The sequence below is a fragment of the Uniformispora flossi genome (genome assembly GCF_049534875.1).
Lineage (GTDB): Bacteria > Actinomycetota > Actinomycetes > Streptomycetales > Streptomycetaceae > Yinghuangia > Yinghuangia aomiensis.
In genome coordinates, this window is the sequence record NZ_JBMULZ010000003.1 from 472,653 (window position 1) to 493,441 (window position 20,789).

Sequence of the window (20,789 nt, forward strand, 5' to 3'; positions counted from 1 at the left end):
CCGGGCCCGGCGCGTGTCACGAGCCGAGGAAGCGCCCGACCCAGTCGCGGACGGCGGAAAGCGTGTCGTCGTCGGCCTGTGCGAGGACGCGGGATATCCGGCGTTGCGTGATCGAGCGGACGTATTCCGGCATGGCCCAACTCGGCCGGTCCAGACCGCCGTCGTGTCCGACTGCGACGTGGTGGGGAAAGCCCGTTGCGCGGCTGGTGATCGGCGCGACTACGGCCAGACCGACCGGCCAGCGGTTGAAGGACGACGCGGACACGACCAGCGCCGGCCGCTTCCCGCCTTGTTCGCCGAACACCGACGGCTCCAAGTCGACCAGCACGATGTCGCCCGGGTACACGTCGTCCTTCACGTGTTGTACTCCGGATACTCGGCACCAGCGTCGCCGGGCACCTCACCGACGCGATCCCACACGTCGCGCTCTTCGAGGTAGGCGGCCCAGGCATCCGGGTCCTCGCGGCGCATCCGGTGCATGGCCTCGTCGACCTCCCGCATGAGATCACGCGACTCGGCAGCATCGAGGCACGCAGCCAACGCGTCGTCGAGAGTGCGGCTGTCGTGCATGTCGGCCCAGCGGCGGAGCCGATCGCGGTTCTCCACGGAGACCTTTATCGTCGTCGTCGCCATACCACGAGTATACCGCTGGGGATGCTCGCGGTAGGGCGCTCGGCTTGCCAGTCAGTCCTCGTCTCGGTCCCCGGTGACAGCGACTGCTGCCGAGATTTCCGGATCGCCGAACGCCGGCGGCAGCGGCAGCGGCCCGACAACGGTCGGCGCGGTGGCGAGGCTGTCGGCGGTCAGCTGCGACAGGAGCCCGAGGCTTGGCGCCGTCTCGGTGGTTCCCTCGGCAGGCCGGGGGATGCTCGCGGCGTGCGTGTTGTCAGTCAAGGCCCAACGCCCGCTTCAGGAAGTCGACCTGGAGGAGCAGGAGATTCTCGGCCACCTGTTCCTGCGGGGTCATGTGGGTCACGCCCGAGAGGGGGAGGACCTCGTGGGGGCGGCCGGCGGCGAGGAGGGCGGAGGAGAGGCGGAGGGTGTGGGCGGCGACGACGTTGTCGTCGGCGAGCCCGTGGATGACCATCAGCGGGCGGGCGGGGTCCGCGGCGGGGCCGAGGTCGCCGCCGGTGACGAGGGAGTTCTCGGCATAGACGGCGGGCCGGTCGGCCGGGTGGCCGAGGTAGCGCTCGGTGTAGTGGGTGTCGTAGAGGTGCCAGTCGGTGACCGGGGCTCCGGCGACGCCCGCGTGGAAGACGTCGGGGCGGCGGAGGATGGCCAAGGCGGCGAGATAGCCGCCGTACGACCAGCCGCGGATGGCCACCCGGTCCAGGTCCAGGTACGGGCGGTCCACGGCGAGCGACTGGAGGGCCTCGACCTGGTCGTCGAGCGTCGCGCCCGCGAAGTCGTCGCGGATCGCTTTCTCCCACGCCGGTGAATAGTGCGGCGTGCCGCGGCCGTCCGCGACGATCACCGCGAAGCCCTGCTCGGCGAACCACTGCGACGTCAAGTGCGGGGCCTGCGCGGCGAATACGCGCTGCCCGTGCGGGCCGCCGTACGGGTCCATGAGCACCGGCAGCTTCTCGCCCGAGGTCGCGTCGAAGCCGCTCGGCAGCAGCACCGCGACCGGGATGCGGTTGGGTCCCGCGGTGGTCAGTTCCACCTCGGCGGTGAGCACCGGGGCCTCGCCGTGCGACGCGATCGTGCCGACCGGGGTGCCGTCGCGCAGCACCGTGACGGTCGGGCCGACCCGCTCCAGAGACGACGAAATCAGCACGGTGGTGGCGCCGTTGCGGACCGCGCTGTGGACGCCCGCGCCGGACGACACACGCTCCGCGCCCTCGGCGGTGACCCGGTAGACGTGCACCTGCCCGGTCTCCGGGTCGTCCGCCTCGGCTCCGGCGGCCGCGGTGACCAGCACGTCGTCGGCGGTGCTGTCGAGGACCGAACGCACGTGCAGCGTCCCGTCGGTGAGCGCCCGCCCCGCGACGGTGACGCGCCGCGCGCCGTCCGCGTCGACGATGCGCAGCAGGTCGCCGTTCGGCGTCCACGCCGGGGCGCCGGGGAAGATGTCGATCCACACCGGGTCGGTGACGGTGTCGACCTCGGCGGTCTTGCCGGTCGCGGGGTCGGCGGACAGGACGCGCTCGGCACGCTGGTCGCGGGTGGACACGACGAGCAGCGGCGGGCCGGACGCCGACCATGCCACGTTGACGAGGTAGGGGAACTGCTGCCGGTCCCAAACGATTTCGGTGCGCTCGCCGGTCGCGGTGGTGATCGCGTGCAGGGTGACGTCGGCGTTCGCGGTACCGGCCGCCGGGTAGGCGATTTCGTGCGCGGCCGACGCGGGGTTCGCCGGGTCGGCGATCCACCAGCGGTCGACGGGTGTGTTGTCGGCGCGTTCGGCGAGCAGTGAGGTGCCGTCCGGCGACCACCAGAAGCCGCGGCTCCGCTGCATCTCCTCCGCGGCGATGAACTCGGCGGCACCCCAGGTGACTTCCCCGTTCTCCGGGGTGGCGAGCGCGCGGTCGTTCGCGCCGTCGCGGTCGATCACGCGCAGTTCGCCGCCCGCGAGGTAGGCGATGCGCTCGCCGCCGGGTGCGGGGCGCGGGTCGATCACCGGTCCGGGGGTGGCGAGTTCGGCGACCGTGCCGGCGGTCAGGTCGGCGGCGAACAGGCGGCCGGACAGCGTGAACGCGGCGAGCGTGCCGGCGCTGTCGACGGCGTAGCCGACGACGCCCGCGGATCCTTCGCGGCTGCGTTCGCGGCGGGCGCGCTCTTCCGCGGACAGGTGTTCTTCGCCGCCGCCGAGCAGGGCCGCCGGGTCGGCGACCAGGCGCTCGCCGGCGCCGGGCGTGTAGGCCCACAGGCAGGTCGTGCGGTCGGTGCCGGAGCGCGACCGCAGAAAGAGCACGGTCCCGTCCGCGCCGCCTCCGGTGATGGTGAAGGTGCGCGGGACCCCGAGCGTGAAGCGCAGGGTGCGGGCGTGTTGCCGGGGAAAGGTGATCTCCGAACTCATGGAGGCCAGCCTACGGTCGCGCGTCCCGCAAAAGGCAGGTATACGGCCCGTGGGTAGATGGGCGTACGGCGGCGTATTCCGATCGGATCATGTGCAGGTCTGATCGGGTGAATTCCATCCGTGTGCGTTGCGTTACGCACCGTGTCTGGGCTTGATTCGATGTATCGGGGGTTTGCCAGGGCCCTCGGGCCACGCCTGTTGTACGGGAGGTGCGCGACCATGGCGGTCTCGGTCTCCGCTGTGACGCTTCTCGGCGTCATGGTCGTATTCCTGCTCCGCAAAGCCGGTATGCGTCCGCTGCACGCGATCGTGTGCACGCTGCTCGGCTTCTATCTGGCCGGTACGTCGATTGCCCCGTCCATCCGCGACGCGGGGACGAGTTTCGCGGGCATCGTCAACGGCATCCACTTCTGACCCCTCGTCCCCACCCGACCCCACGGTCGAAGCGGGTGGCTTCGAGGGCCTCCGGAGGCCGCTCTAGCCTGGTCGTATGACGACCGAGGCGAAGAACCCGAGCGGCAACCGCTGGCTCGAAGTCACCGGCGGGACGCGGGGCCCGGCATACGCGGCGCGCTTCCGCGCGCTCGCCGCCGAGGGCCGCGACCTGCACGGCGAAGCCCGCTTCTGCGACGCGCTGCTGCCGCGCGGCGCGCGGGTTCTTGACGCCGGATGCGGCACGGGGCGCATCGCCGTCGAGCTCGCCCGCCGCGGGCACACGACCGCGGGTGTGGACATCGACGCGTCCATGCTCGACGAGGCACGTGCCGAGGCCCCCGGGCTCACCTGGGTGCTCGGCGACCTCGCCGCGCTGGATCTCGCGATGCTGCATCCACAGCCTGTGGACGGCGGAGCCGTGAGCGAAGCCGAGCCCTTCGACCTCGCGGTGGCCGCGGGCAACGTCATGATCTACCTGACGCCCGGCACCGAGTTCCCGGTGCTGGCCGCGCTTGCTTCCTGTGTGCGGCCGGGCGGCGGCCTGGTGGTCGCCGGGTTCGCCCTCGACGGGGGCGAAGGCGGCGTCCCGCTGGCAGTCGATCGCTACGAGGCTGCGTGCGCGGCGGCCGGCCTCGTGCCGGTCGAGCGGTTCGCCGGCTGGGGCCGCGAACCGTGGGATCCGGACGGCGACTACGGCGTGTTCGTGCACCGGCGCGGCTGAGCCGTCCGAACCGCCCGGCGTTCCGGCCCGCGCCGGTGCGGCCACGTACGCTGGCACCCATGACCGCGTCCGCAGCACCCCTCAGCCTCCTCCTCGTCCACGCGCACCCGGACGACGAGGTGATCAACAACGGCGCGAGCATGGCGCGGTACGCCGCCGAAGGCGTGCACGTCACGCTCGTGACCTGCACGCTCGGCGAAGAGGGCGAGATCCTGGTGCCCGCGCTGGCGCACCTCGCCTCGGACCGCGAGGACGGCCTCGGGGCGCACCGGATGACCGAGATGGCCGACTCGATGAAGGCGCTCGGCGTGTCCGACCAGCGCTACCTCGGCGGCGCGGGCCGGTTCCGGGACTCCGGGATGATGGGCACGCCGCAGAACGACCGGCCGGACTCCTTCTGGCAGGCCGACGTGGACGAGGCCGCGGGGCTGCTGGTGCCGGTGATCCGCGAGGTGCGGCCGCAGGTCCTGGTGACCTACGACGAGATCGGCGGCTACGGCCACCCCGACCACATCCAGGCGCACCGCGTCGCGATGCGCGCCGCCGAGCTGGCCGCCGACCCGGGGCACGGCGAGGGCGAGGCGTGGGCGATCGCGAAGGTCTACTGGAACGCGATGCCGAAGTCCGTGGTGAAGGCGAGCTTCGACCAGATGGTGGCGGACGGCAAGCAGCCGCCGTTCGACTTCAAGGACGTGGACGAGCTGCCGTTCGTGGTGGACGACTCCGTGGTGACCGCGGCCGTCGACGCGGGCGAGTTCTTCGACGCGAAGGTCGCGGCGCTGCGGGCCTACCCGACGCAGGTGTCGACCGAGGACACCTTCTTCGCGCTGTCCAACAACGTCGGCCAGTCGATCATGAGCGTCGAGCACTACCGCCTCGTGCGGGGCGAGCCGGGTCCGGCCGGGGCGGACGGCCGCGAGACGGACCTGTTCGCCGGGCTGCGCGGCTGACCGGCGCCGCAGGGACCGGGCCGGGACGGCCGTCCGGGGCGCCCGGGGCCGGACCCCGGCCCCGGGCGGCGCGGGTTAGAGTTTCCGGGTGCTTTCCACCGTCGGCCGGGTCGCGGCGTACATCGGACTGTTCGTGCTGGGCTGCGCGGTGGCCGCGGTCGGCGCGTTCGCGCAGGCCGCGTACCTGCCGGGCGGCCTGATCGCGGCGCTCGCCGGTGCGGGCGGCGCCTTCGTGGTCGGCGGCTACGCGATGCAGAGCAAGGGCGGTGCGCTGGCGCCCGCCGCGGGATGGCTCGTCACCGCGTTCTACATCGCCGCGAACCCGCGCCCGGAGGGCGACTGGGTGTTCACCAGCGGCGCGACCTCCTACCTCTTCCTCTTCGGCGGCTCGATCATCGGCGTCACCATCGCGATGCAGCCGTGGGGCGGCACCCCCGGATTCCTCCTCCTTTCGGGTGAACGCACGCCGCATAAGAACACCTGAGCGCCGCCACGCGGCATGCTCGTGGGCGCGGGTGCCCGGGATCGTCGTCCCGGCCGGCCGGAGCCTCGAACGTAACTTCTCAGGTCCCCTGTTCGTTGCTCACATGGAGCGGCCAAGCACCCCCGGTCCATTGGCCCCACGTGTGCCGGAGAGGCACGCGGTTCCGTCCCGGCACGGCGGCATCAAGCGATCACGAGTCGGTCGCCCGCGCGCCCGCCGTCGGACGCGACCGGCCATCGGTGGCCGCCTTCCCGGGCGGTCGAAGATCGCAACGGAGAGTTCGTTCGTCGTGAGCAACGACCACCCCACCACGCCCGGCCCGCCCGAGGACCCCGGATACGAGCCGCCCGCGGGCTCCGCGGGAGGCCGCGTCCCGGGCCCGGCGGCCGGGCCGTCGCGCGAGGCGGACGGTACCGATCTGCCGCCGCGCGACCCGTCCGAGTTCGACTCGTGGTTCGCGGACGAACCGGTGCGTCCGATGCCGTCGGTCGACGGGATTCCGCCGACGCCGCATGTGCCGTCGTACGGCACCGGCGCGTACCCGGTGGCGGACGAAGGGGTACCGGGCGGTCCTTACCCGCCGCCCGGGGACACCCGCGCCATGCCGGCCGTGGACCCGGAGTCCGTCCCGCCGCCGGCCGCCGAACCCGCCGCGGCCGCCGCCGATGTCCCTGCCGCCGCCCTGCCGAAGAAGGCGGGACGCCGCAGCCTCATCGGCGCGTTCGGCAGCCCCACCCCGCTCGCCTCGCCCGGCGGCACCGACGCCTTCCGCAGCACGGCCGAGGGTGGCGACGACGCGGGCGACCGCACCATGACGACCCGCGTCAGCATCAAGATCCCCGGCTCCCGGCCGATCCCGCCCGTAGTGCTGCGCGGCCAAGCCCCGCTCGCCCAGGACGGCGACCCGGGGCGGTACGGCGCCTGGGACGACGCCGACGACCACGAGTTCGGCGCCGACGCCCCGCAGTACCAGCCCGCGCCCGCGGGCCAGAAGAAGCGGGCCGCGTCGATGTCGCCCGCACGGCGGCGCAAGCGCATGCTGATCGTCGGGTCCGCGGCCGGCATCGCGCTGCTCGGCGGGATCTACGGCGGCTCGCTCGCGTACGCGGGCGGCGGGGTGCCGCGCGGCACATCGGTGCTCGGCGTGGACATCGGCGGTCAGTCGAAGTCCGAAGCGGTCCGCACCCTGGAGAGCGTCCTGGGGGACCGCGCGACCGGCCCGTTCCCGGTGAAGATCGGCGACAAGGAGCTGATGCTCGACCCGCCGAACTCCGGTCTCATCCTGGACGCGGAGAGCACGGTGGACCGCGCCGCGCACCGCAGCCTCAATCCGCTGGAGTCCGTGCCGGCGATGTTCGGCAGCTCGCGCACCGTGAAGCCGGCCACCATCGAGGACCCCGCCAAGCTGGCCGCGGCACTCGAGCAACTCGCCGCGGACGCGGGCGAACAGGCCCGCGAAGGCGGGGTGTCCTTCGACGGCGGCAAGGCCACCGCGATCGCACCGCAGACCGTGCGGGTGCTGGACACTCCGGCGGCGGTCGAGGCGGTGCGCAGCGCCTACCTGAGCGGCGGTGCGCGCGGGCCTGTGGTGCTGCCCACCAAGCAGTCGAGGCCGAAGGTCAGCCAGGAGGAAGTCGACCGGGCGATGCGCGAGTTCGCCGTCCCGGCGATGTCCGGCCCGGTGACGCTGACGGCCGGCAAGGTCAGCATGAAGCTCGAACCGGCCACACTGGCGAAGTACTTGTCGATGGTGCCGGACGCGAACGGCAAGCTGGTGCCCAAGATCGACACCGCGGGTCTGCAGGAAGCACTCGGGAACAGCTTCTCCACGGTCGGCCAGAAGCCGGTCGACGCGACGTTCAAGGTGGACAACGGCAAGGTGAGTGTCGTCCCGTCCAAGCCCGGGCAGGGCGTCTCCGGCGACACCGCGGCGCAGGCGCTGATGCCGGTGCTGACCAAGACGACCGGGCGCACGGCGGCTGTCGCGCTGGGGCCGGTCGAACCGGCGTTCACCACGGCCAAGGCGCAGGCGCTCGGGATCACCGACGTGCTGGCGACGTACACGACGAACTACCCGTATGCGCAGTACCGGTTGACGAACATCCACCGCGCCGCCGACCTCGTCGACGGTGGTGTGGTGATGCCCGGCGACACCTGGTCGCTCAACAAGGCGGTGGGGGAGCGCACCGCGGAGAGCGGCTTCGCCAAGGGCACGATCATCAACAACGGCCGCTTCCAGACCGACTTCGGCGGCGGCGTCTCGCAGGTCGCCACGACGATGTTCAACGCGGTCTTCTTCGCGGGCCTGAAAGACGTGCAGCACAAGCCGCACAGCTTCTGGATCGACCGCTACCCCGCGGGCCGCGAGGCGACCGTCGCGTGGCCGTCGCTCGACCTGAAGTGGCAGAACGACTCGGGCAAACCGGTCTACATCGACACGTCGTACTCCGACAACTCGGTGACCGTGACCCTGCTGGGCACCAAGAAGTACGACCAGATCAAGTCGACCAGCTCCCCGAAGTACGACCTGGTGGAGCCGAAGGCGATCAACGACACCAGCGCCGGCTGCGTACCGCAGGGCCCGTCGCAGGGCTTCAAGATCGACGTGACGCGCATCTTCGTGCAGGGCGGCCGGGAAGTGCGCCGCGAGCAGTTCCACACCAAGTACGACCCGGCCGACGCCATCACCTGCGGCCCGCCGGCCCCGGGCGGGGCGGCGGCCCCGCCGGGCGTCGGTTCGGGCAACAACGACTGATGAAGGCCGCCGAGTTCGCGGGCCTGCCGCGGTGACCGTCGCGACCGGACGGCGGCATGGCGGCGGCCCGGCCGGCCGCAAGCGCGCCGCGGTGGTGCGGGCGGCCCGGGAGCGCTTCCTGCGCGACGGGTTCGGCGTGACGGTCGAGGCGATCGCCGGTCACGCGCGGGTGTCCAAAGCCACGGTCTACAGCCACTTCGGCACCAAGGAAGAGCTGTTCGCCGAGGTCGTCGGCGAAGCCGTCGAGGAAGCCTGCCGCGAACCGTTCGAGACCATGCGCGAGTTCGTCCGGCGCGCCCCGGACGTGCGGGGTGCGCTCACCGCCGCGGCCCGCGCCTGGGTCGACGGCCTCGCCCGGCCGGACGTGCTGGCGCTCCGCGCGTTGGTCGCCGCGGAGAGCGCCCGCTTCCCGGAACTCGCCGGAGTCTGGCGCACGTACGGCCCGGACCGGCTCGCCGGGGCCCTCGCCGAACTGCTGCGCGGCGACCCCCGACTGGACGTCCCCAACATGGACGTGGCCGTGCTGCAGTTCCACGCGCTCGTCCTGTACCCGCACTTCGCGCACGGCGGCTACCCCGCGCCGCTGGATCCGGAGACGGCCGACGAGCTGATCGCCCGGGGCGTGGAGATGTTCCTGGCGTACTACGGCCGCGACGGCCGCTGACCCGTCAGTCCGACGGATGGATCTTCCCGACGTCCTGCGCCAGATCGAGGCCGAACGTGCGGTCGAGGTGCACGAGCGACTCGAACCGGGCCCCCGGCGCGACCGCCGCGTCGTGGCGCAGCGAGTCGGTCAGCGCGAGCGCCCGCGCGGTGTCGAGGTCGTCGTCGACCGCGGCGTGGATCGCGGAGATCCGGTCGAGCGGGATGGCGCCGGACGGCGCCTCGGCGAAGCGCGCCACGTCGGCCCGGAGTTCCAGCAGCCGGGTGTGCGCCTCGGCGATGTCCGCAGGCCCCAGCGGAGTGCGGTCGCCGTGCCGCCGGTCCAGCAGCGCCAGGCGCACCGCCAGTGGATCCGCGTCCGGGAACGCCGGATGGTCGTGCATGGTGGCGAGGATGATCCGGTCGCCCTCGTCGTGGTCGTGCGGGCCGACGTGCACGTCGACGGCGCCGACCGTGGCGGTGGCCGACGGCGGGTGGATGTTGTAGCGGAGCGGCTCGGCCATCGGAGGTTCGCCGCACGGATGCGGCGCCAGCATCACCACCAGGTGGTGCCGTTCGGCGGCGCGGCGGACCAGGTCGGCGGTCACGGCGGCACGCAGCGAGCCGGGGCAGAACGCCACCGTCAACCGGCGGCCTCCCGCAGCCTGGACGGGCGTCTTCCGGCCGCTGCGGGCGTCGGCGAGTTGCAGCATAGGGGCACGCTACCCGCGCGGCACCGGTGTGCGGTGCCGCCGCGCGGGGCCGGAAGGGCCCCGCGGCGCGGCGCGATGCATGATGCCGCATCGGGGGAACCCCGTGGCGCAGTACGGCGTTCTCGTTGCGGGCGAGGGCAGAGCGAGTAGAGTCCTTGCGCCACCGACGGCGACCCGCGCGACGGACGGTTCACCCCCGCCGGGGGCTCCGGGGCCAACCCCCCGGATTTGTGCAGCACTTCGGAGGCAGGCCATGGCGCTGCGCCGCGCGAACGCGCCGCATTCGGATGCGGCCCCGGCACCGCGCGGCCGCCGGACCGGCCGGCTACGCGCGTCGCTTCCCGCCACCGCACGCGGCCGCCTCCGCTGGGGCGCCGCCGCGACCGTGCTCGCCGCCCTCCCGGCGGTCTTCGTGGTCGCGCTCGCGGAGGACGGCCCTCGCACCCGGCTGACCGCCGAATATGTGCGCACCGGAAGTTGGGCGACCGGCTTCAGCGCCCAGTACGTGGTGCGCAACAGCGGCGAGGACGCCGCGCACGGCTGGACGCTGCGATTCCGCCTCCCGGCGGGCAGCGAGGTCGCCACGCTGTGGAACGGCCGCATGACGCGCGACGGCGGCAAGTACACGATCCGGGACGAGGAATGGAACCGGGTGCTGCGCCCCGGCGAGACCGCCGTCGTCGGATTCGAGGTGCGGCGCGTCGATCCGGGCGAGCCGCCGACCGAACTGCCGTTGGAATGCACGATCAACGACCGGCCGTGCGGGCAGGCCGACGCGGCGGCCTCGCCGTCCGCCGAGCCGTCGGCGACCCCGCAGACGAGCGCGGTGTCCGGGCCGGGCCGGGGTGCGCCGCAGGAGCGGCCGGCCACCGCGACCGCGTCGGCGACCGGCACGGTGCGGCCCGTGGTGCCGCCCGCGTCGGCGTCGCCCGGGGTGTCCGGGGCTCCCGGAGGGACCGGGACGGGGGCGACGCGGATCCGACCGTACGTCGACCTCTCCGCGCCCGGCTCGTTCGACCTGGCCGCGACGAGCCGGCTGACCGGGGTCGCGGACTGGACGCTGGCGTTCGTGGTCGACGGCGGCGACTGCCGGCCCGGGTGGGGCGGCGGGGTCCGCCTGGACGACCCGTCGGTCGTCCAGCGGGTGTCCGAACTCCGCTTTCAGGGCGGCGACGTGACCATCTCGTTCGGCGGCTCGGGCGGCAACGACCTGGCCGCCGGCTGCCGGACGCCGGAAGCGCTCGCCGACGCTTACCTGCAGGTCGTCGACATGTTCCGGGTGACCCACATCGACCTCGACGTCGAAGGCCGGTCGCTCGCCCGCCCGGACATCGTGGAACGCCGCAACCAGGCCCTCGTCCTGGTGCGCCAGCGCCTCGGCAAGGCCGGCCGGAACCTGCACCTGACCTACTCGCTGCCCGCGGGACCCGCGGGGCTCGGGGCGGAAGCCGTCGCCCTGCTGCGCGACGCCGCCACCCGCGGTCTGAACGTCGACACGGTCAACCTGATGGCGATGGACTACGGGCCCGCCAACGCGCCCAACCCGATGGGCCGCATGGCCCGCTACGCCACCGACGCCGCCAACACGGCGCACGGTCAACTGCGCGGCGTGTGGCCCAACCTGACGGATGCTCAGGTCTGGCGCACGATGGGCTTGACGCCGATGATCGGCGTGGCCGACGTGCCCGGCGAGGTGTTCACCGTCGCGGACGCCCAGGAACTCGCCCGCTTCGCGGAGAGCCGGCACCTCGGCGCGCTGTCGTGGTGGTCGGCGGCCCGCGACCGCGGGTGCGGCTCGACGGTCGTGGCGCTGGGCGCGGCCGACCCGGGCTGCAGCGGTATCTCACAGGCGCCGAACGCGTTCCTGCGCGCCTTCACCGGCACCGAATACGGCAGTTCGGTACCGACCGCGCCGGCGGACGGCGGCGGCGCCCCGGAGAAGCCCTAGCCGCGGCCGGGCGGACCGGACACCCGCCAGGGACCCGGCCCGGACCCGGCCCGGACCCGGCCCGGGCCCGGCCTAGTTCAGCCGGGAGCGGGCCGCGCGGGCTTCCCGGCGCACCACGTCCGCGAGTTCCCGGTCGATCGGCCCGACGAGGTCCGCGAACGCATCCAATTCGGCCGCCCCGCCGGGGAAATCCCCGGTCTGCGCGAGCAGCGCACCGCGCTCCCGGCGCAGCACCGCGGGATGCCGCGGCAGCAGCAGGGACAGTTCGACCGCCCACAGCTGCGTCCACGTGCGCTCCGGGACAGGCACCGTCACGGGCCCCGGGGCGGGTGCCATGGCCGGGTGCGGTCCTTGGGCCCAGCCGCGGATGTTGTTGAGGATGCGCAGCAGGATCGCGTGCGGCGGGGCGGGCAGCAGCAGGTGCGGGTCGTCCGGTGACCCGCCCGCGGCCAGTGCGACGGCGCGGGCGTCGGTCTCGGTCATGAGCCGCCCGCCGTCGAAGGGGTCGGCGAGCACGAACGCGCCGTCCGGGTCGCCGATGCCGACCACGAAGTGGCCGGGCAGGGCCACGCCGTAGACCGGCAGGCCGGCGCGGCGGCCCACCTCGGTCCAGACCGCGGACAGCAGGATCGGCAGGCCGCGTCGGCGCCGCAGCACTTGGTCGAGCAGCGACGACCGCAGGTCCCCGTAGTCGGCTTGGCTGCCCCGGAACCCGGCGCGGGCGCCGAGCACCAGCGCCAGGACCGCGGCAGCCCGGGACGGGTCCGCGTCGTCCGGCGGTTCGGCGAGCTCCGCGGCGACCGCCGCGGCGAGTCGGTCGAGTTCCGCGCGGCACGGCCCGAAGTCGAGCGACGGGTCCGCTTCGGCGCCGATCAGCAGGCACGCTTCGGCGAGGTCGACCGGTTCGCCGCGCACGACGGCGGCGAACCGCGCCCGGCGGGCGGCGGTGGGGTCGGTCACGGGCGCGTCTCCCTGCGACGGCGTGGGGGCGTGGCGGAGCTGGGTGGTGCGGCCGACGGGTCCGGCGGCCGACGGGTCCGGCTAGGGCTGCGGGGGCTGCCGGTAGTGGTATCGGTGGTGGTTCGCGAAGCCCAGGGCGTCGTACAGCGCGATCGCCGGGTCGTTGTCCGGTTCGACCTGGAGCCAACCGGTCGTGGCGCCCGCGTCGAGCGCCCCGGCGGTCAGCGCCTTCATGATGGCGCGCGCCCAGCCCTGCCGCCGGTGTGCGGGGTCCACCTCGACGGCCGCGAACCCGGCCAGCCGGCGGCCGGGGCCGGGGCCGGCGTCGCCGCCGACCTCGATCGCGCAGCGGCCGATCGCGACGGTCGCGCCGGTGGCGGGATCGCGTATTTGGGCGAACAGGGTGCCGGGCGGGCCCGCCAGCACGTGCCGCGCCTCGGGGGAGAGGACGTCCACCCGCCGGTACAGGCTCATCCACGTGTCGTCGAAGGTGCCGGACAGCTCGACCCTGCTGTCGTCGACGGCGTCCAGCCGGTCCCGGGCCGCGGCCAGGCGTCCGGTCTGGAACAGCGCGGCGCGGACCGGCGTCCAGCCGAGCGCGGCGAGCGCGCGGTCTTCCGCATCACCGTCGACGGTCTGGAACAGGCACGGCAGGCCGCGGTCGGCGTACCAGCGCTCGGCCTCCGCAAGTGCCGCGTCGAACGGTCGGCCGGGCTCGCCGAGCGCCAGCACCGAGTTGGCCCGGGCGGTGAATCCGCCGGCCGCCCGCAAACGCCAGCCGCCCAGCGCGGCATACTCGAAAGCAGGCCACGCCCGATCGGCTGCGGCCTGCAACAACTCCACCGGCAGAGCGGCCGGCCCTCGCGCCGGGACCGGGGGAACGACCTTCCCCGCAACCAGCGTGTGCTCGTCCACCCGGGTGATGCTGCCGTCCTTGCGGGTGATCGTGAGCACCCCCGCGGACCAGGTGTCGAGGACGCCGACCACGTCGCCGAACTGCGGCGGCGCGCCTTCCGGGCTCAGCCGGCGTCGAACCGACACCCGCCTTCCGACGTCGTGCGGTGTGATCCGGTTCACCTGCCGTACACCCCGATCTCTGCTGACCTGAGACGGTGATCTCTGCTGATATGGGCCCGCTAGGAGATAGCCCGGGACCACCGCGATACTAGTGACGGGCATCGACGTTGCCGCGCTCCCGCGCACCCGTAACGACCTGGCGGAGCCCGCCATGAGGAGGAATCCCAAGTGACCTACGTCATCGCGCAGCCCTGCGTCGACGTGAAGGACAAGGCTTGCATCGAGGAGTGCCCCGTCGATTGCATCTACGAGGGTGAGCGCGCCCTCTACATCCACCCGGACGAGTGCGTGGACTGCGGCGCGTGCGAGCCGGTCTGCCCGGTCGAGGCGATCTTCTACGAAGACGACGTGCCCGAGCAGTGGAAGGACTACTACAAGGCGAACGTCGAGTTCTTCGACGACCTGGGCTCCCCCGGCGGCGCCTCGAAGCTCGGTCAGATCGACAAGGACCACGCGCTGATCGCCGCGCTGCCGCCGCAGGCCGCGGAGTAGTCGTCGCTGTGACCGACACGCACAACCGCACCGCGCCGTCCGCCTCCGCCGAGGGGTGGGCGGCGCGCCGCGTCTCCGGACGGCTGCCGGAATTCCCGTGGGACCGGCTCGAACCGCTCAAGGCGAAGGCCGCCGCGCACCCGGACGGCATCGTCGACCTGTCCGTCGGCACGCCCGTCGACCCGACGCCCGCGTTGATCCGCGACGCGCTCGCCGCGGCCGCCGACTCGCCGGGCTACCCGCTGACCTACGGCACCGCCGCGGTCCGCGAATCCGCGGCCGGCTGGCTGCGCCGCCGCCTCGGCGTGGCGGCCGACCCGGCCGCGATCCTGCCGGTCATCGGCACCAAGGAACTCGTCGCGGGGCTGCCCGCGCAGCTCGGCGTCGGACCCGGCGACAAGGTGCTGCACCCGGCGCTCGCGTATCCGACGTACGACGTCGGCGCGCGGCTGGCCGGCGCCGAGCCGGTGCCGGTCGCGGACGGCGAGAAGCCGGACCCGGACGGTGTCCGGCTGGTCTGGATCAACTCGCCGGGCAACCCGCACGGCGCCGTGCGGACCGCGGACGAACTGCGCGACATGGTCGCCTGGTCGCGCTCGATCGGCGCGATCCTGGTGTCCGACGAGTGCTACATCGAACTGGGCTGGGACACCGAGCCGGTGTCGGTGCTGCACCCGGACGTGTGCGGCGGCAGCCACGACGGCCTGCTCGCGCTGCACTCCCTGTCGAAGCGCTCCAACCTGGCCGGCTACCGCGCCGGGTTCGTCACCGGCGACCCGGCGGTGGTGCGGGAGTTGCTCGCGGTGCGCAAGCACGCGGGAATGATCGTGCCGGGCCCGGTGCAGGAGGCGATGCGCGTCGCGTTCGACGACGACGCGCACGTGGCGGAGCAGAAGGCGCGGTACGGCGCTCGGCGGGCGCTGCTGCGCGGCGCGCTGGAGTCGGCGGGCTTCCGCATCGACCACTCCGAGGCGAGCCTGTACCTGTGGGCGACGCGCGACGAGGAGTGCTGGGACACCGTGGCGTGGCTGGCCGAACGCGGCGTCCTGGTGGCGCCCGGCGAGTTCTACGGCGCGACGGGCACGCGGCACGTCCGGGTGGCGTTCACCGCCACCGACGAGCGCGTGGCGGCCGCGGTGGCGCGCCTCAAGGGCTGAGTCCGAGGACCGAGCGCCGAGGGCTGGAGCCCCGGGGCGGAGTGTGCGGGTGTGCGGGGCGATGCTCGGGGCGCCGCCCCGCACACTTTCGGGTTCCGCGGATCCCTCGGGGTGGTCCGGGGGTTCTCGGTCGGTGCAGACCGGCTGACCCGGGACCGGCCGGGATCAGAAGAGCTGCGGAACCTCGCGCAGCGGCGTCGTCACGCCGGCCAGCGTCTCCGCCGCGTTGGTCTGGAGGTAGTGCTGGGTACCCGTGGTGATCGCGTTGTCCGCGGACGGCATGGCGCTGTTGAGCCCCCGGTCGGCGGAGAAGCCCGCGACCGGCAGCGCGGGGCCGAGGCCCGCCTCGGCCGGGACCAGCACGGAGCTCGCGAGGCCCTCCCCGACCTGGTCGGCGATCCCCGTCGGCACCGCCAGGTCCGGCTGCGAAATGCCGGTGACGCCGTCGAGCGCCGGCACCGGCAGCTCCGCGGCGTGGGCGGCGGACGCCCCGATGATCAACGGCGCCGCGCCCGCGGCGGCCAGCAGCGCGGCCTGGACCACGCGGCGCGGGAGAGTGCTCGACATCGCGCTCCTCAAGAACTTTCGTACCTGCCGGGTCCCCGGCGTCCGGGCCGGTCGGGCACGGACGCCGGGTATATCGGCCGCGGCGCGGAAAGGTTGCGACGAAGCGGGCCATTCGCGAAACAGATCCCTCGTTCGGGTGAGGGAACCCGGGAGGCACTTGTCAGGACGGGGCGTCCGTGTAGCGGATCTGGACCTGCGTCGCGTCCGCGGGGGCGGCCTTGCCGCTGCCGGACTTGACGGTCTGCCAGCCGTCGCCGCCGTCCTCGCGCGTCCACACCTTGCCGCCGTAGGAGACCTCGCGGATGCCCAGCTGCTGGGCGTGCGCGACGGCCCACGACGCGATCGCCCAGCCCCGGCCGTCGGCCTTGCCGGGCTGCACGGCCAGCGTGCCCGTGGCGTCGGCGACCGCGGAGTCCGCGACGGCCGGCTTGAAGTCCTTGGTGAGCGCGGTACGCAGCGGTGCCGCGGTCACCACGCCGGGCTTGGCGGCGAGGCGGCAGCTCAGCGTGGCCGGGGCACGGCCGGTGAGCGCGGCGGTCAGCGACACGGCCTTGTTCTCGTGCCGGGCGTAGGCGTCCGGGTAGGCGCTGCGCTGCACCTTCTGGGCGGCCTGGGTGAGCGGCAGGTCGGTGTAGTTCGGCACCTTGACCAGTGCGTCGTAGAACTTGCCGGACGCGTAGACGGGGTCCTGGAGCTGCGCCTGGGTGCCCCAGCCCATCGACGGGCGCTGCTGGAAGAGGCCCAGCGAGTCGGCGTCGCCGTAGCTGATGTTGAAGAGCTTCGACTCCTGCATCGACGTCGCCAGCGCGATCTCGATGGCGCGGTCGGGCAGCCCGCGGGCCTGGCCGACGGCGGCGATCGTGGCGGCGTTCGCGGCCTGCTCGGGGTCGAACGACAGCGTGTCCGACGCCCCCGAGGCATCCGGCACGGTGCACTCGTCGGACGGGGTGCCGCCTCCGGGCAGCATCTTGACGACGACGACCGCCACGGCGGCGAACAGCCCGAGCACGACCAGCAGGGCGACCACCCAGCCGACTATGCCCGACCGCTCGTTCCGCTCTTCCGCACGCTTTCTCTGGCCCACACACCGAAGACTATGGTGGCGGGCATGCCTGCTGCTTTGGACTTGGCCCGCGACGCGGCCGACGTGACCGCGCAACTCGTCGACATTCCCTCGGTCAGCGGTGCGGAGAAAGCCCTCGCGGACGTGGTCGAGGAGGTGCTGCGGGCGCTGCCGCACCTGACCGTGCACCGGGACGGCGACGCGGTGGTCGCGCGGACCGACCTGGGCCGTGCGGAGCGCGTGGTCCTGGCCGGGCACCTGGACACCGTGCCGATCGCCGACAACGTGCCGTCGCGCCTGGACGGGCCGCGGCTGTACGGGTGCGGCACCTCGGACATGAAGGCGGGCTGCGCGGTCCAGCTGCGGCTCGCGGCGCATCTGACAGCGCCGAACCGGGACATCACGTACGTCTTCTACGACAACGAGGAAGTCGAGGCGTCCCGCAACGGCCTCGGCCGCCTGGCCCGCACCCACCCCGAGTGGCTGGCGGGCGACTTCGCGGTGCTGATGGAGCCCACCGGCGGGGTCGTCGAGGGCGGCTGCCAGGGCACGCTGCGGGTGCGGATCACCACCGACGGGGTGCGCGCCCACTCGGCTCGTTCGTGGCTCGGCGACAACGCGATCCACAAGGCCGCGCCGATCCTGGCCGCCCTGGACGCGTACGAGCCCCGGGTGGCGCTCATCGACGGCCTCGAATACCGCGAGGGCCTCAACGCGGTCGGCATCGAGGGCGGCGTGGCCGGCAACGTCATTCCGGACGCCTGCGCGGTCACCGTGAACTTCCGCTTCGCCCCGGACCGCTCCGAGGCGGACGCGTTCGCGCATGTGCAGGAGGTTTTCGCGGCGGCGGTGGCCCGCGGCGCGACGATCGAGCTGACCGACACCGCCCCGGGCGCGCTGCCCGGGCTGGACCGGCAGTCCGCGGCGGAGTTCGTGGCCGCGGTCGGCGGGACCCCGCGCGCCAAGGTCGCGTGGACGGACGTGGCGCGCTTCTCGGCGCTCGGCGTCCCGGCGGTCAACTACGGCCCCGGCGACCCGGCGCTCGCGCACACCCGCGGCGAGTACGTCGAGGTCGCCGCGGTGCTGGAGGCGGAGACCCGGATGCGGGCCTGGCTGGCCTGAGAACCGCGGGGCAGGCCGGCCCGAGCGCCGCGGGCCCGGCCGCCCGGAGAACGGAAATCCCCACGTCGGGGGGCCGTCGGTGGCAATGTGGTGCGCATGGACACGCGCTTCACCCCCACCGAGCCCCCCGAGTTCGCCACGCCCGCGGAATTGGCCGCGGTACATCCGAGAGTCCGGCATCTCGGCACCGAGGCATGGCGCGTGCTGCGCATTCAGTCGGAGTTCGTGGAAGGGTTCGGCGCGCTCGCCGAGCTGGACCGGGCGGTCGCCGTGTTCGGCTCGGCCCGCACCCCGGCCGCGTCGCCCGAGTACGTGCTGGGCGAGCGGGTCGGCAAGGCCCTCGTCGAGGCCGGCTACGCGGTGATCACCGGCGGCGGCCCCGGCGCGATGGAGGCGGCCAACAAGGGCGCCCAGGAGGCCGGCGGCACGTCGGTCGGCCTCGGCATCGAGCTGCCGTTCGAGCAGGGGCTCAACCCGTACTGCGACATCGAGCTGAACTTCCGGTACTTCTTCGTCCGCAAGACGATGTTCGTGAAGTACTCGCAGGGTTTCATCGTGCTGCCCGGCGGCATCGGCACGCTGGACGAGCTGTTCGAGGCGCTCACCCTCATCCAGACCCGCAAGGTCGTGCACTTCCCGCTGGTCCTCATCGGCGTCGACTACTGGACCGGGCTGATCGACTGGCTGCGCGATCGCGTGGTGGCGAGCGGCAAGGCGTCGCCGACCGACCTCGAGCTGATCCACATCACCGACGACATCGAGGAAGCGGTCCGCGTCATCGTCAACGCGGACAAGCTCCTCGACCAGACCGAGGTCGCCGCCCAGCGGGCCAAGGCCGCCGCGGAGCGCCGCGCGGGCAGCTGACCCCTGCCGGGCTCGCCTGATCCCGCCGGATCCGGGGCATCCGCCGGATTCCTCTGCTCGGCACCCGTCCGCCCGGCCGCGTTCACCGGGCGGACATCACCGCGCGGGAACGTGTGAGCGCCCCGGCGCATCGGACACGCCGGAGCCGTGGACGCGCACGACCCATCAGTGCGCATCCGTTCCCGCCGAGCAGGTCCGAGCAGGAGAAACGATGCCCCAGACCAGTGGCGTGTCCCGCCGCGGCTTCCTCGGCCGCTCCGCGGTCGTCGGCGCCGGTATCGCCTTCGTCGGCAGCACCGAGATGCTGCTGGCCCCCGGCGCGTCCGCCGCGCAGGGCGGCAACGACCAGGGCGAGGACCGCAACGGCAACGGCCGCGGCCCGCGCCCCGAGTTCGGCTACGGGCCGCTGGTCGCCGACCCGGCCGGGCGCCTCGCGCTGCCCGCCGGCTTCTCGTACCAGATCGTCACCCAGGCCGGGGTCACCAAGCTGGAGTCGGGCCACCCGACGCCGAGCAACCACGACGGCACCGGCGCGTTCAACCGGCACGGCGGGGGGACCGTGCTGGTGAACAACCACGAGCTGGGCGGCCTGGTCGACAAGACGCCGCTGCCGGTCCCGCACATCGACGGCTACGTGTACGACCCGGCCATCGCGGGCGGCTGCACCGTCGTCGAGGCCGACAAGCACGGCCGCCGCATCCGCGAGTACGTCGGCGTGGCCGGCACCTCGACGAACTGCGCCGGCGGCAAGACCCCGTGGGACACCTGGCTGACCTGCGAGGAGACCGAGACGCTCGCAGGCCAGAACGGCGCCACCAAGGACCACGGGTACGTCTTCGAGGTCGACCCGTACGACACCCGCGCGAACCGCGACCCCAAGCCGGTCAAGGCGCTCGGCCGCTTCGCCCACGAAGCCGCCGCGGTCGACCCGTGGCGCGGCCACATCTACCTCACCGAGGACGCGGGCAACCCGAACGGCCTGCTCTACCGCTGGGAGCCGCCGCGCGGCTTCCGCGGCGGTCGCGGCCGGCTCAAGGGCCTCGCGGACACCGCGGGCACGCTCGCCGCGATGAAGGCCGTGGACGCGTCGGGCAAGCACGTCGACGACCTGTCGCGCGCCACCGAGATCGGCACCACCTACGCGGTGTCCTGGATCCCGGTGCCGGACCGCGACGCGCGCACGGTGTCGATCCGCAAGCAGTTCGCCAACACCGACATCACCCGCGGCCGCAAGATCGAGGGCACGTGGTGGGGCGACGGCGGCGCGTACGTCGTCACGAGCTTCGCCCGCGCCGAGAGCCCGGTGCAGCACGACGGCCAGGTCTGGTTCTACGACCCGGCGCGCCGCACGCTCGCCCTCAAGCTCCGCTTCGGCGTCAACCCGAACCCGGCCGTGGACGGCGCGTTCGACGGCCCGGACAACATCACCGTGTCGCCCCACGGCGGCGTGGTCCTCGCCGAGGACGGCGACGGCATCCAGCACCTGGTCGGCGCCACCAGCAAGAACCGCGCCTACCCGCTCGCCCGCAACGACGTGAACGAGGGAACCGCGGACAAGCCGGAGTACAGCGAGTTCACCGGCCCGACCTTCTCCCAGGACGGCCGCATCCTGTTCGCCAACGTGCAGACGCCGGGCACCATGTTCGCGATCACCGGCCCGTGGCGGCACCACGCCGATCTCTGATCCGAACCGAGGTCCGGAACGCGGCCGGAAGGGGCCGCGGCACCGCGTGAACGCTTCGAGGCGGAGGAGTTCACGCGACGGGGGAAGACCGGAGGGGCTTCGCGCGGGGGCGCGGAGCCCCTCCGGCACGCCGTGT

Annotated in this window: 21 protein-coding genes; 12 read left to right on the forward strand and 9 right to left on the reverse strand. The window is 73.5% G+C overall.

Translation table 11 applies throughout. The features are described 5' to 3' along the window. Positions 1-16: 16 nt before the first annotated feature. From ACPA54_RS09315 to ACPA54_RS09330, 4 genes are read right to left on the reverse strand one after another with little or no spacing between them, the layout of a single operon-like run. Complete coding sequence (locus ACPA54_RS09315) at positions 17-358, reverse strand: type II toxin-antitoxin system PemK/MazF family toxin (RefSeq protein WP_423528199.1); 342 nt, start codon at positions 356-358, stop codon at positions 17-19. Beyond that, positions 355-633 (reverse strand): hypothetical protein, encoded by a 279-nt coding sequence (locus tag ACPA54_RS09320; protein ID WP_423528200.1) that lies wholly within the window; start codon positions 631-633, stop codon positions 355-357. The genes ACPA54_RS09315 and ACPA54_RS09320 overlap by 4 nt, the downstream gene beginning before the upstream one ends. Positions 634-684: 51 nt before the next feature. Continuing rightward, positions 685-894 carry a hypothetical protein gene (locus ACPA54_RS09325; protein WP_423528201.1) on the reverse strand — a complete coding sequence of 70 codons (210 nt, stop codon included), beginning with the start codon at positions 892-894 and terminating at the stop codon, positions 685-687. Then, positions 887-3,019, reverse strand: a complete 2,133-nt coding sequence (locus ACPA54_RS09330) for a S9 family peptidase (protein ID WP_423528202.1) — start codon at positions 3,017-3,019, stop codon at positions 887-889. Before ACPA54_RS09330 ends, ACPA54_RS09325 begins: the two co-directional genes overlap by 8 nt. Before the next feature lie 219 nt (positions 3,020-3,238). On the opposite strand from ACPA54_RS09330, the gene ACPA54_RS09335 reads away from it, so the two are divergent. The 6 genes from ACPA54_RS09335 (at position 3,239) to ACPA54_RS09360 (ending at position 9,028) form a co-directional block, all read left to right on the forward strand. Next, positions 3,239-3,433, forward strand: a complete 195-nt coding sequence (locus ACPA54_RS09335) for a DUF2304 domain-containing protein (protein ID WP_345675935.1) — start codon at positions 3,239-3,241, stop codon at positions 3,431-3,433. Positions 3,434-3,509: 76 nt separating this feature from the next. Next, complete coding sequence (locus ACPA54_RS09340) at positions 3,510-4,175, forward strand: class I SAM-dependent methyltransferase (protein ID WP_423528203.1); 666 nt, start codon at positions 3,510-3,512, stop codon at positions 4,173-4,175. Between the two features lie 59 nt (positions 4,176-4,234). Then, entirely contained in the window at positions 4,235-5,125 is an 891-nt protein-coding gene (gene mshB / locus ACPA54_RS09345) for an N-acetyl-1-D-myo-inositol-2-amino-2-deoxy-alpha-D-glucopyranoside deacetylase (RefSeq protein WP_423528204.1), read from the forward strand. Positions 5,126-5,213: 88 nt separating this feature from the next. Then, positions 5,214-5,609: a DUF6113 family protein gene (locus ACPA54_RS09350; RefSeq protein ID WP_423528205.1), complete on the forward strand. Its 396-nt coding sequence runs from the start codon at positions 5,214-5,216 to the stop codon at positions 5,607-5,609. Positions 5,610-5,898: 289 nt separating this feature from the next. Further along, on the forward strand, positions 5,899-8,364 hold the full coding sequence (locus ACPA54_RS09355) for a VanW family protein (protein WP_423528206.1): 2,466 nt from the start codon (positions 5,899-5,901) through the stop codon (positions 8,362-8,364). Between the two features lie 31 nt (positions 8,365-8,395). Further along, the gene (locus ACPA54_RS09360) at positions 8,396-9,028 is read left to right on the forward strand and encodes a TetR/AcrR family transcriptional regulator (RefSeq protein WP_423528207.1); all 633 of its coding nucleotides are present in this window, start codon (positions 8,396-8,398) and stop codon (positions 9,026-9,028) included. Between the two features lie 4 nt (positions 9,029-9,032). On the opposite strand, the gene ACPA54_RS09365 is transcribed toward ACPA54_RS09360, so the two are convergent. Continuing rightward, positions 9,033-9,719 (reverse strand): hypothetical protein, encoded by a 687-nt coding sequence (locus ACPA54_RS09365; RefSeq protein ID WP_423528208.1) that lies wholly within the window; start codon positions 9,717-9,719, stop codon positions 9,033-9,035. Between the two features lie 253 nt (positions 9,720-9,972). On the opposite strand from ACPA54_RS09365, the gene ACPA54_RS09370 reads away from it, so the two are divergent. Then, positions 9,973-11,667, forward strand: coding sequence for a glycoside hydrolase family 18 protein (locus ACPA54_RS09370; RefSeq protein ID WP_423528209.1), 1,695 nt, complete (start codon positions 9,973-9,975; stop codon positions 11,665-11,667). Between the two features lie 72 nt (positions 11,668-11,739). Here the strand turns inward: ACPA54_RS09370 and ACPA54_RS09375 are convergent, their stop codons facing one another. Beyond that, positions 11,740-12,627 (reverse strand): transglutaminase family protein, encoded by an 888-nt coding sequence (locus tag ACPA54_RS09375; protein ID WP_423528210.1) that lies wholly within the window; start codon positions 12,625-12,627, stop codon positions 11,740-11,742. Positions 12,628-12,708: 81 nt separating this feature from the next. Next, positions 12,709-13,704, reverse strand: coding sequence for a GNAT family N-acetyltransferase (locus tag ACPA54_RS09380; protein WP_423528211.1), 996 nt, complete (start codon positions 13,702-13,704; stop codon positions 12,709-12,711). A gap of 168 nt (positions 13,705-13,872) precedes the next feature. Between ACPA54_RS09380 and fdxA the strand changes: the two genes are divergently transcribed. Both fdxA and dapC read left to right on the forward strand, forming a co-directional pair. After that, positions 13,873-14,196, forward strand: coding sequence for a ferredoxin (gene fdxA / locus ACPA54_RS09385; RefSeq protein WP_345675945.1), 324 nt, complete (start codon positions 13,873-13,875; stop codon positions 14,194-14,196). Positions 14,197-14,279: 83 nt separating this feature from the next. After that, entirely contained in the window at positions 14,280-15,353 is a 1,074-nt protein-coding gene (gene dapC / locus ACPA54_RS09390; RefSeq protein ID WP_423528308.1) for a succinyldiaminopimelate transaminase, read from the forward strand. Positions 15,354-15,518: 165 nt separating this feature from the next. Here dapC and ACPA54_RS09395 read toward each other — a convergent pair whose 3' ends face one another. Together ACPA54_RS09395 and ACPA54_RS09400 are read right to left on the reverse strand one after the other, a co-directional pair. Then, positions 15,519-15,920, reverse strand: coding sequence for a hypothetical protein (locus ACPA54_RS09395; protein WP_423528212.1), 402 nt, complete (start codon positions 15,918-15,920; stop codon positions 15,519-15,521). Between the two features lie 160 nt (positions 15,921-16,080). Next, positions 16,081-17,004, reverse strand: coding sequence for a VldE C-terminal domain-containing protein (locus ACPA54_RS09400; RefSeq protein ID WP_423528213.1), 924 nt, complete (start codon positions 17,002-17,004; stop codon positions 16,081-16,083). Positions 17,005-17,028: 24 nt separating this feature from the next. Here ACPA54_RS09400 and dapE point away from each other — a divergent pair, with 24 nt between their 5' ends. The 3 genes from dapE to ACPA54_RS09415 all read left to right on the forward strand — a co-directional run bounded on the left by dapE (position 17,029) and on the right by ACPA54_RS09415 (position 20,653). Beyond that, complete coding sequence (gene dapE / locus ACPA54_RS09405; protein WP_423528214.1) at positions 17,029-18,105, forward strand: succinyl-diaminopimelate desuccinylase; 1,077 nt, start codon at positions 17,029-17,031, stop codon at positions 18,103-18,105. 96 nt (positions 18,106-18,201) lie between these two features. Next, positions 18,202-18,969 (forward strand): LOG family protein, encoded by a 768-nt coding sequence (locus tag ACPA54_RS09410; protein ID WP_423528215.1) that lies wholly within the window; start codon positions 18,202-18,204, stop codon positions 18,967-18,969. 211 nt (positions 18,970-19,180) lie between these two features. Beyond that, complete coding sequence (locus ACPA54_RS09415) at positions 19,181-20,653, forward strand: alkaline phosphatase PhoX (protein ID WP_423528216.1); 1,473 nt, start codon at positions 19,181-19,183, stop codon at positions 20,651-20,653. Positions 20,654-20,789 lie beyond the last annotated feature (136 nt).

Excerpts from the sequence above, each read along its gene's own strand:
- ACPA54_RS09335 (WP_345675935.1), top strand. The coding sequence starts at position 3,239 with ATGGCGGTCTCGGTCTCCGCTGTGACGCTTCTCGGCGTCATGGTCGTA.
- ACPA54_RS09370 (WP_423528209.1), top strand. The coding sequence starts at position 9,973 with ATGGCGCTGCGCCGCGCGAACGCGCCGCATTCGGATGCGGCCCCGGCA.
- dapE (WP_423528214.1), top strand. The coding sequence starts at position 17,029 with ATGCCTGCTGCTTTGGACTTGGCCCGCGACGCGGCCGACGTGACCGCG.
- mshB (WP_423528204.1), top strand. The coding sequence starts at position 4,235 with ATGACCGCGTCCGCAGCACCCCTCAGCCTCCTCCTCGTCCACGCGCAC.
- ACPA54_RS09330 (WP_423528202.1), bottom strand. The coding sequence starts at position 3,019 with ATGAGTTCGGAGATCACCTTTCCCCGGCAACACGCCCGCACCCTGCGC.
- ACPA54_RS09410 (WP_423528215.1), top strand. The coding sequence starts at position 18,202 with ATGGACACGCGCTTCACCCCCACCGAGCCCCCCGAGTTCGCCACGCCC.
- ACPA54_RS09365 (WP_423528208.1), bottom strand. The coding sequence starts at position 9,719 with ATGCTGCAACTCGCCGACGCCCGCAGCGGCCGGAAGACGCCCGTCCAG.
- ACPA54_RS09415 (WP_423528216.1), top strand. The coding sequence starts at position 19,181 with ATGCCCCAGACCAGTGGCGTGTCCCGCCGCGGCTTCCTCGGCCGCTCC.
- ACPA54_RS09320 (WP_423528200.1), bottom strand. The coding sequence starts at position 633 with ATGGCGACGACGACGATAAAGGTCTCCGTGGAGAACCGCGATCGGCTC.
- ACPA54_RS09340 (WP_423528203.1), top strand. The coding sequence starts at position 3,510 with ATGACGACCGAGGCGAAGAACCCGAGCGGCAACCGCTGGCTCGAAGTC.
- ACPA54_RS09395 (WP_423528212.1), bottom strand. The coding sequence starts at position 15,920 with ATGTCGAGCACTCTCCCGCGCCGCGTGGTCCAGGCCGCGCTGCTGGCC.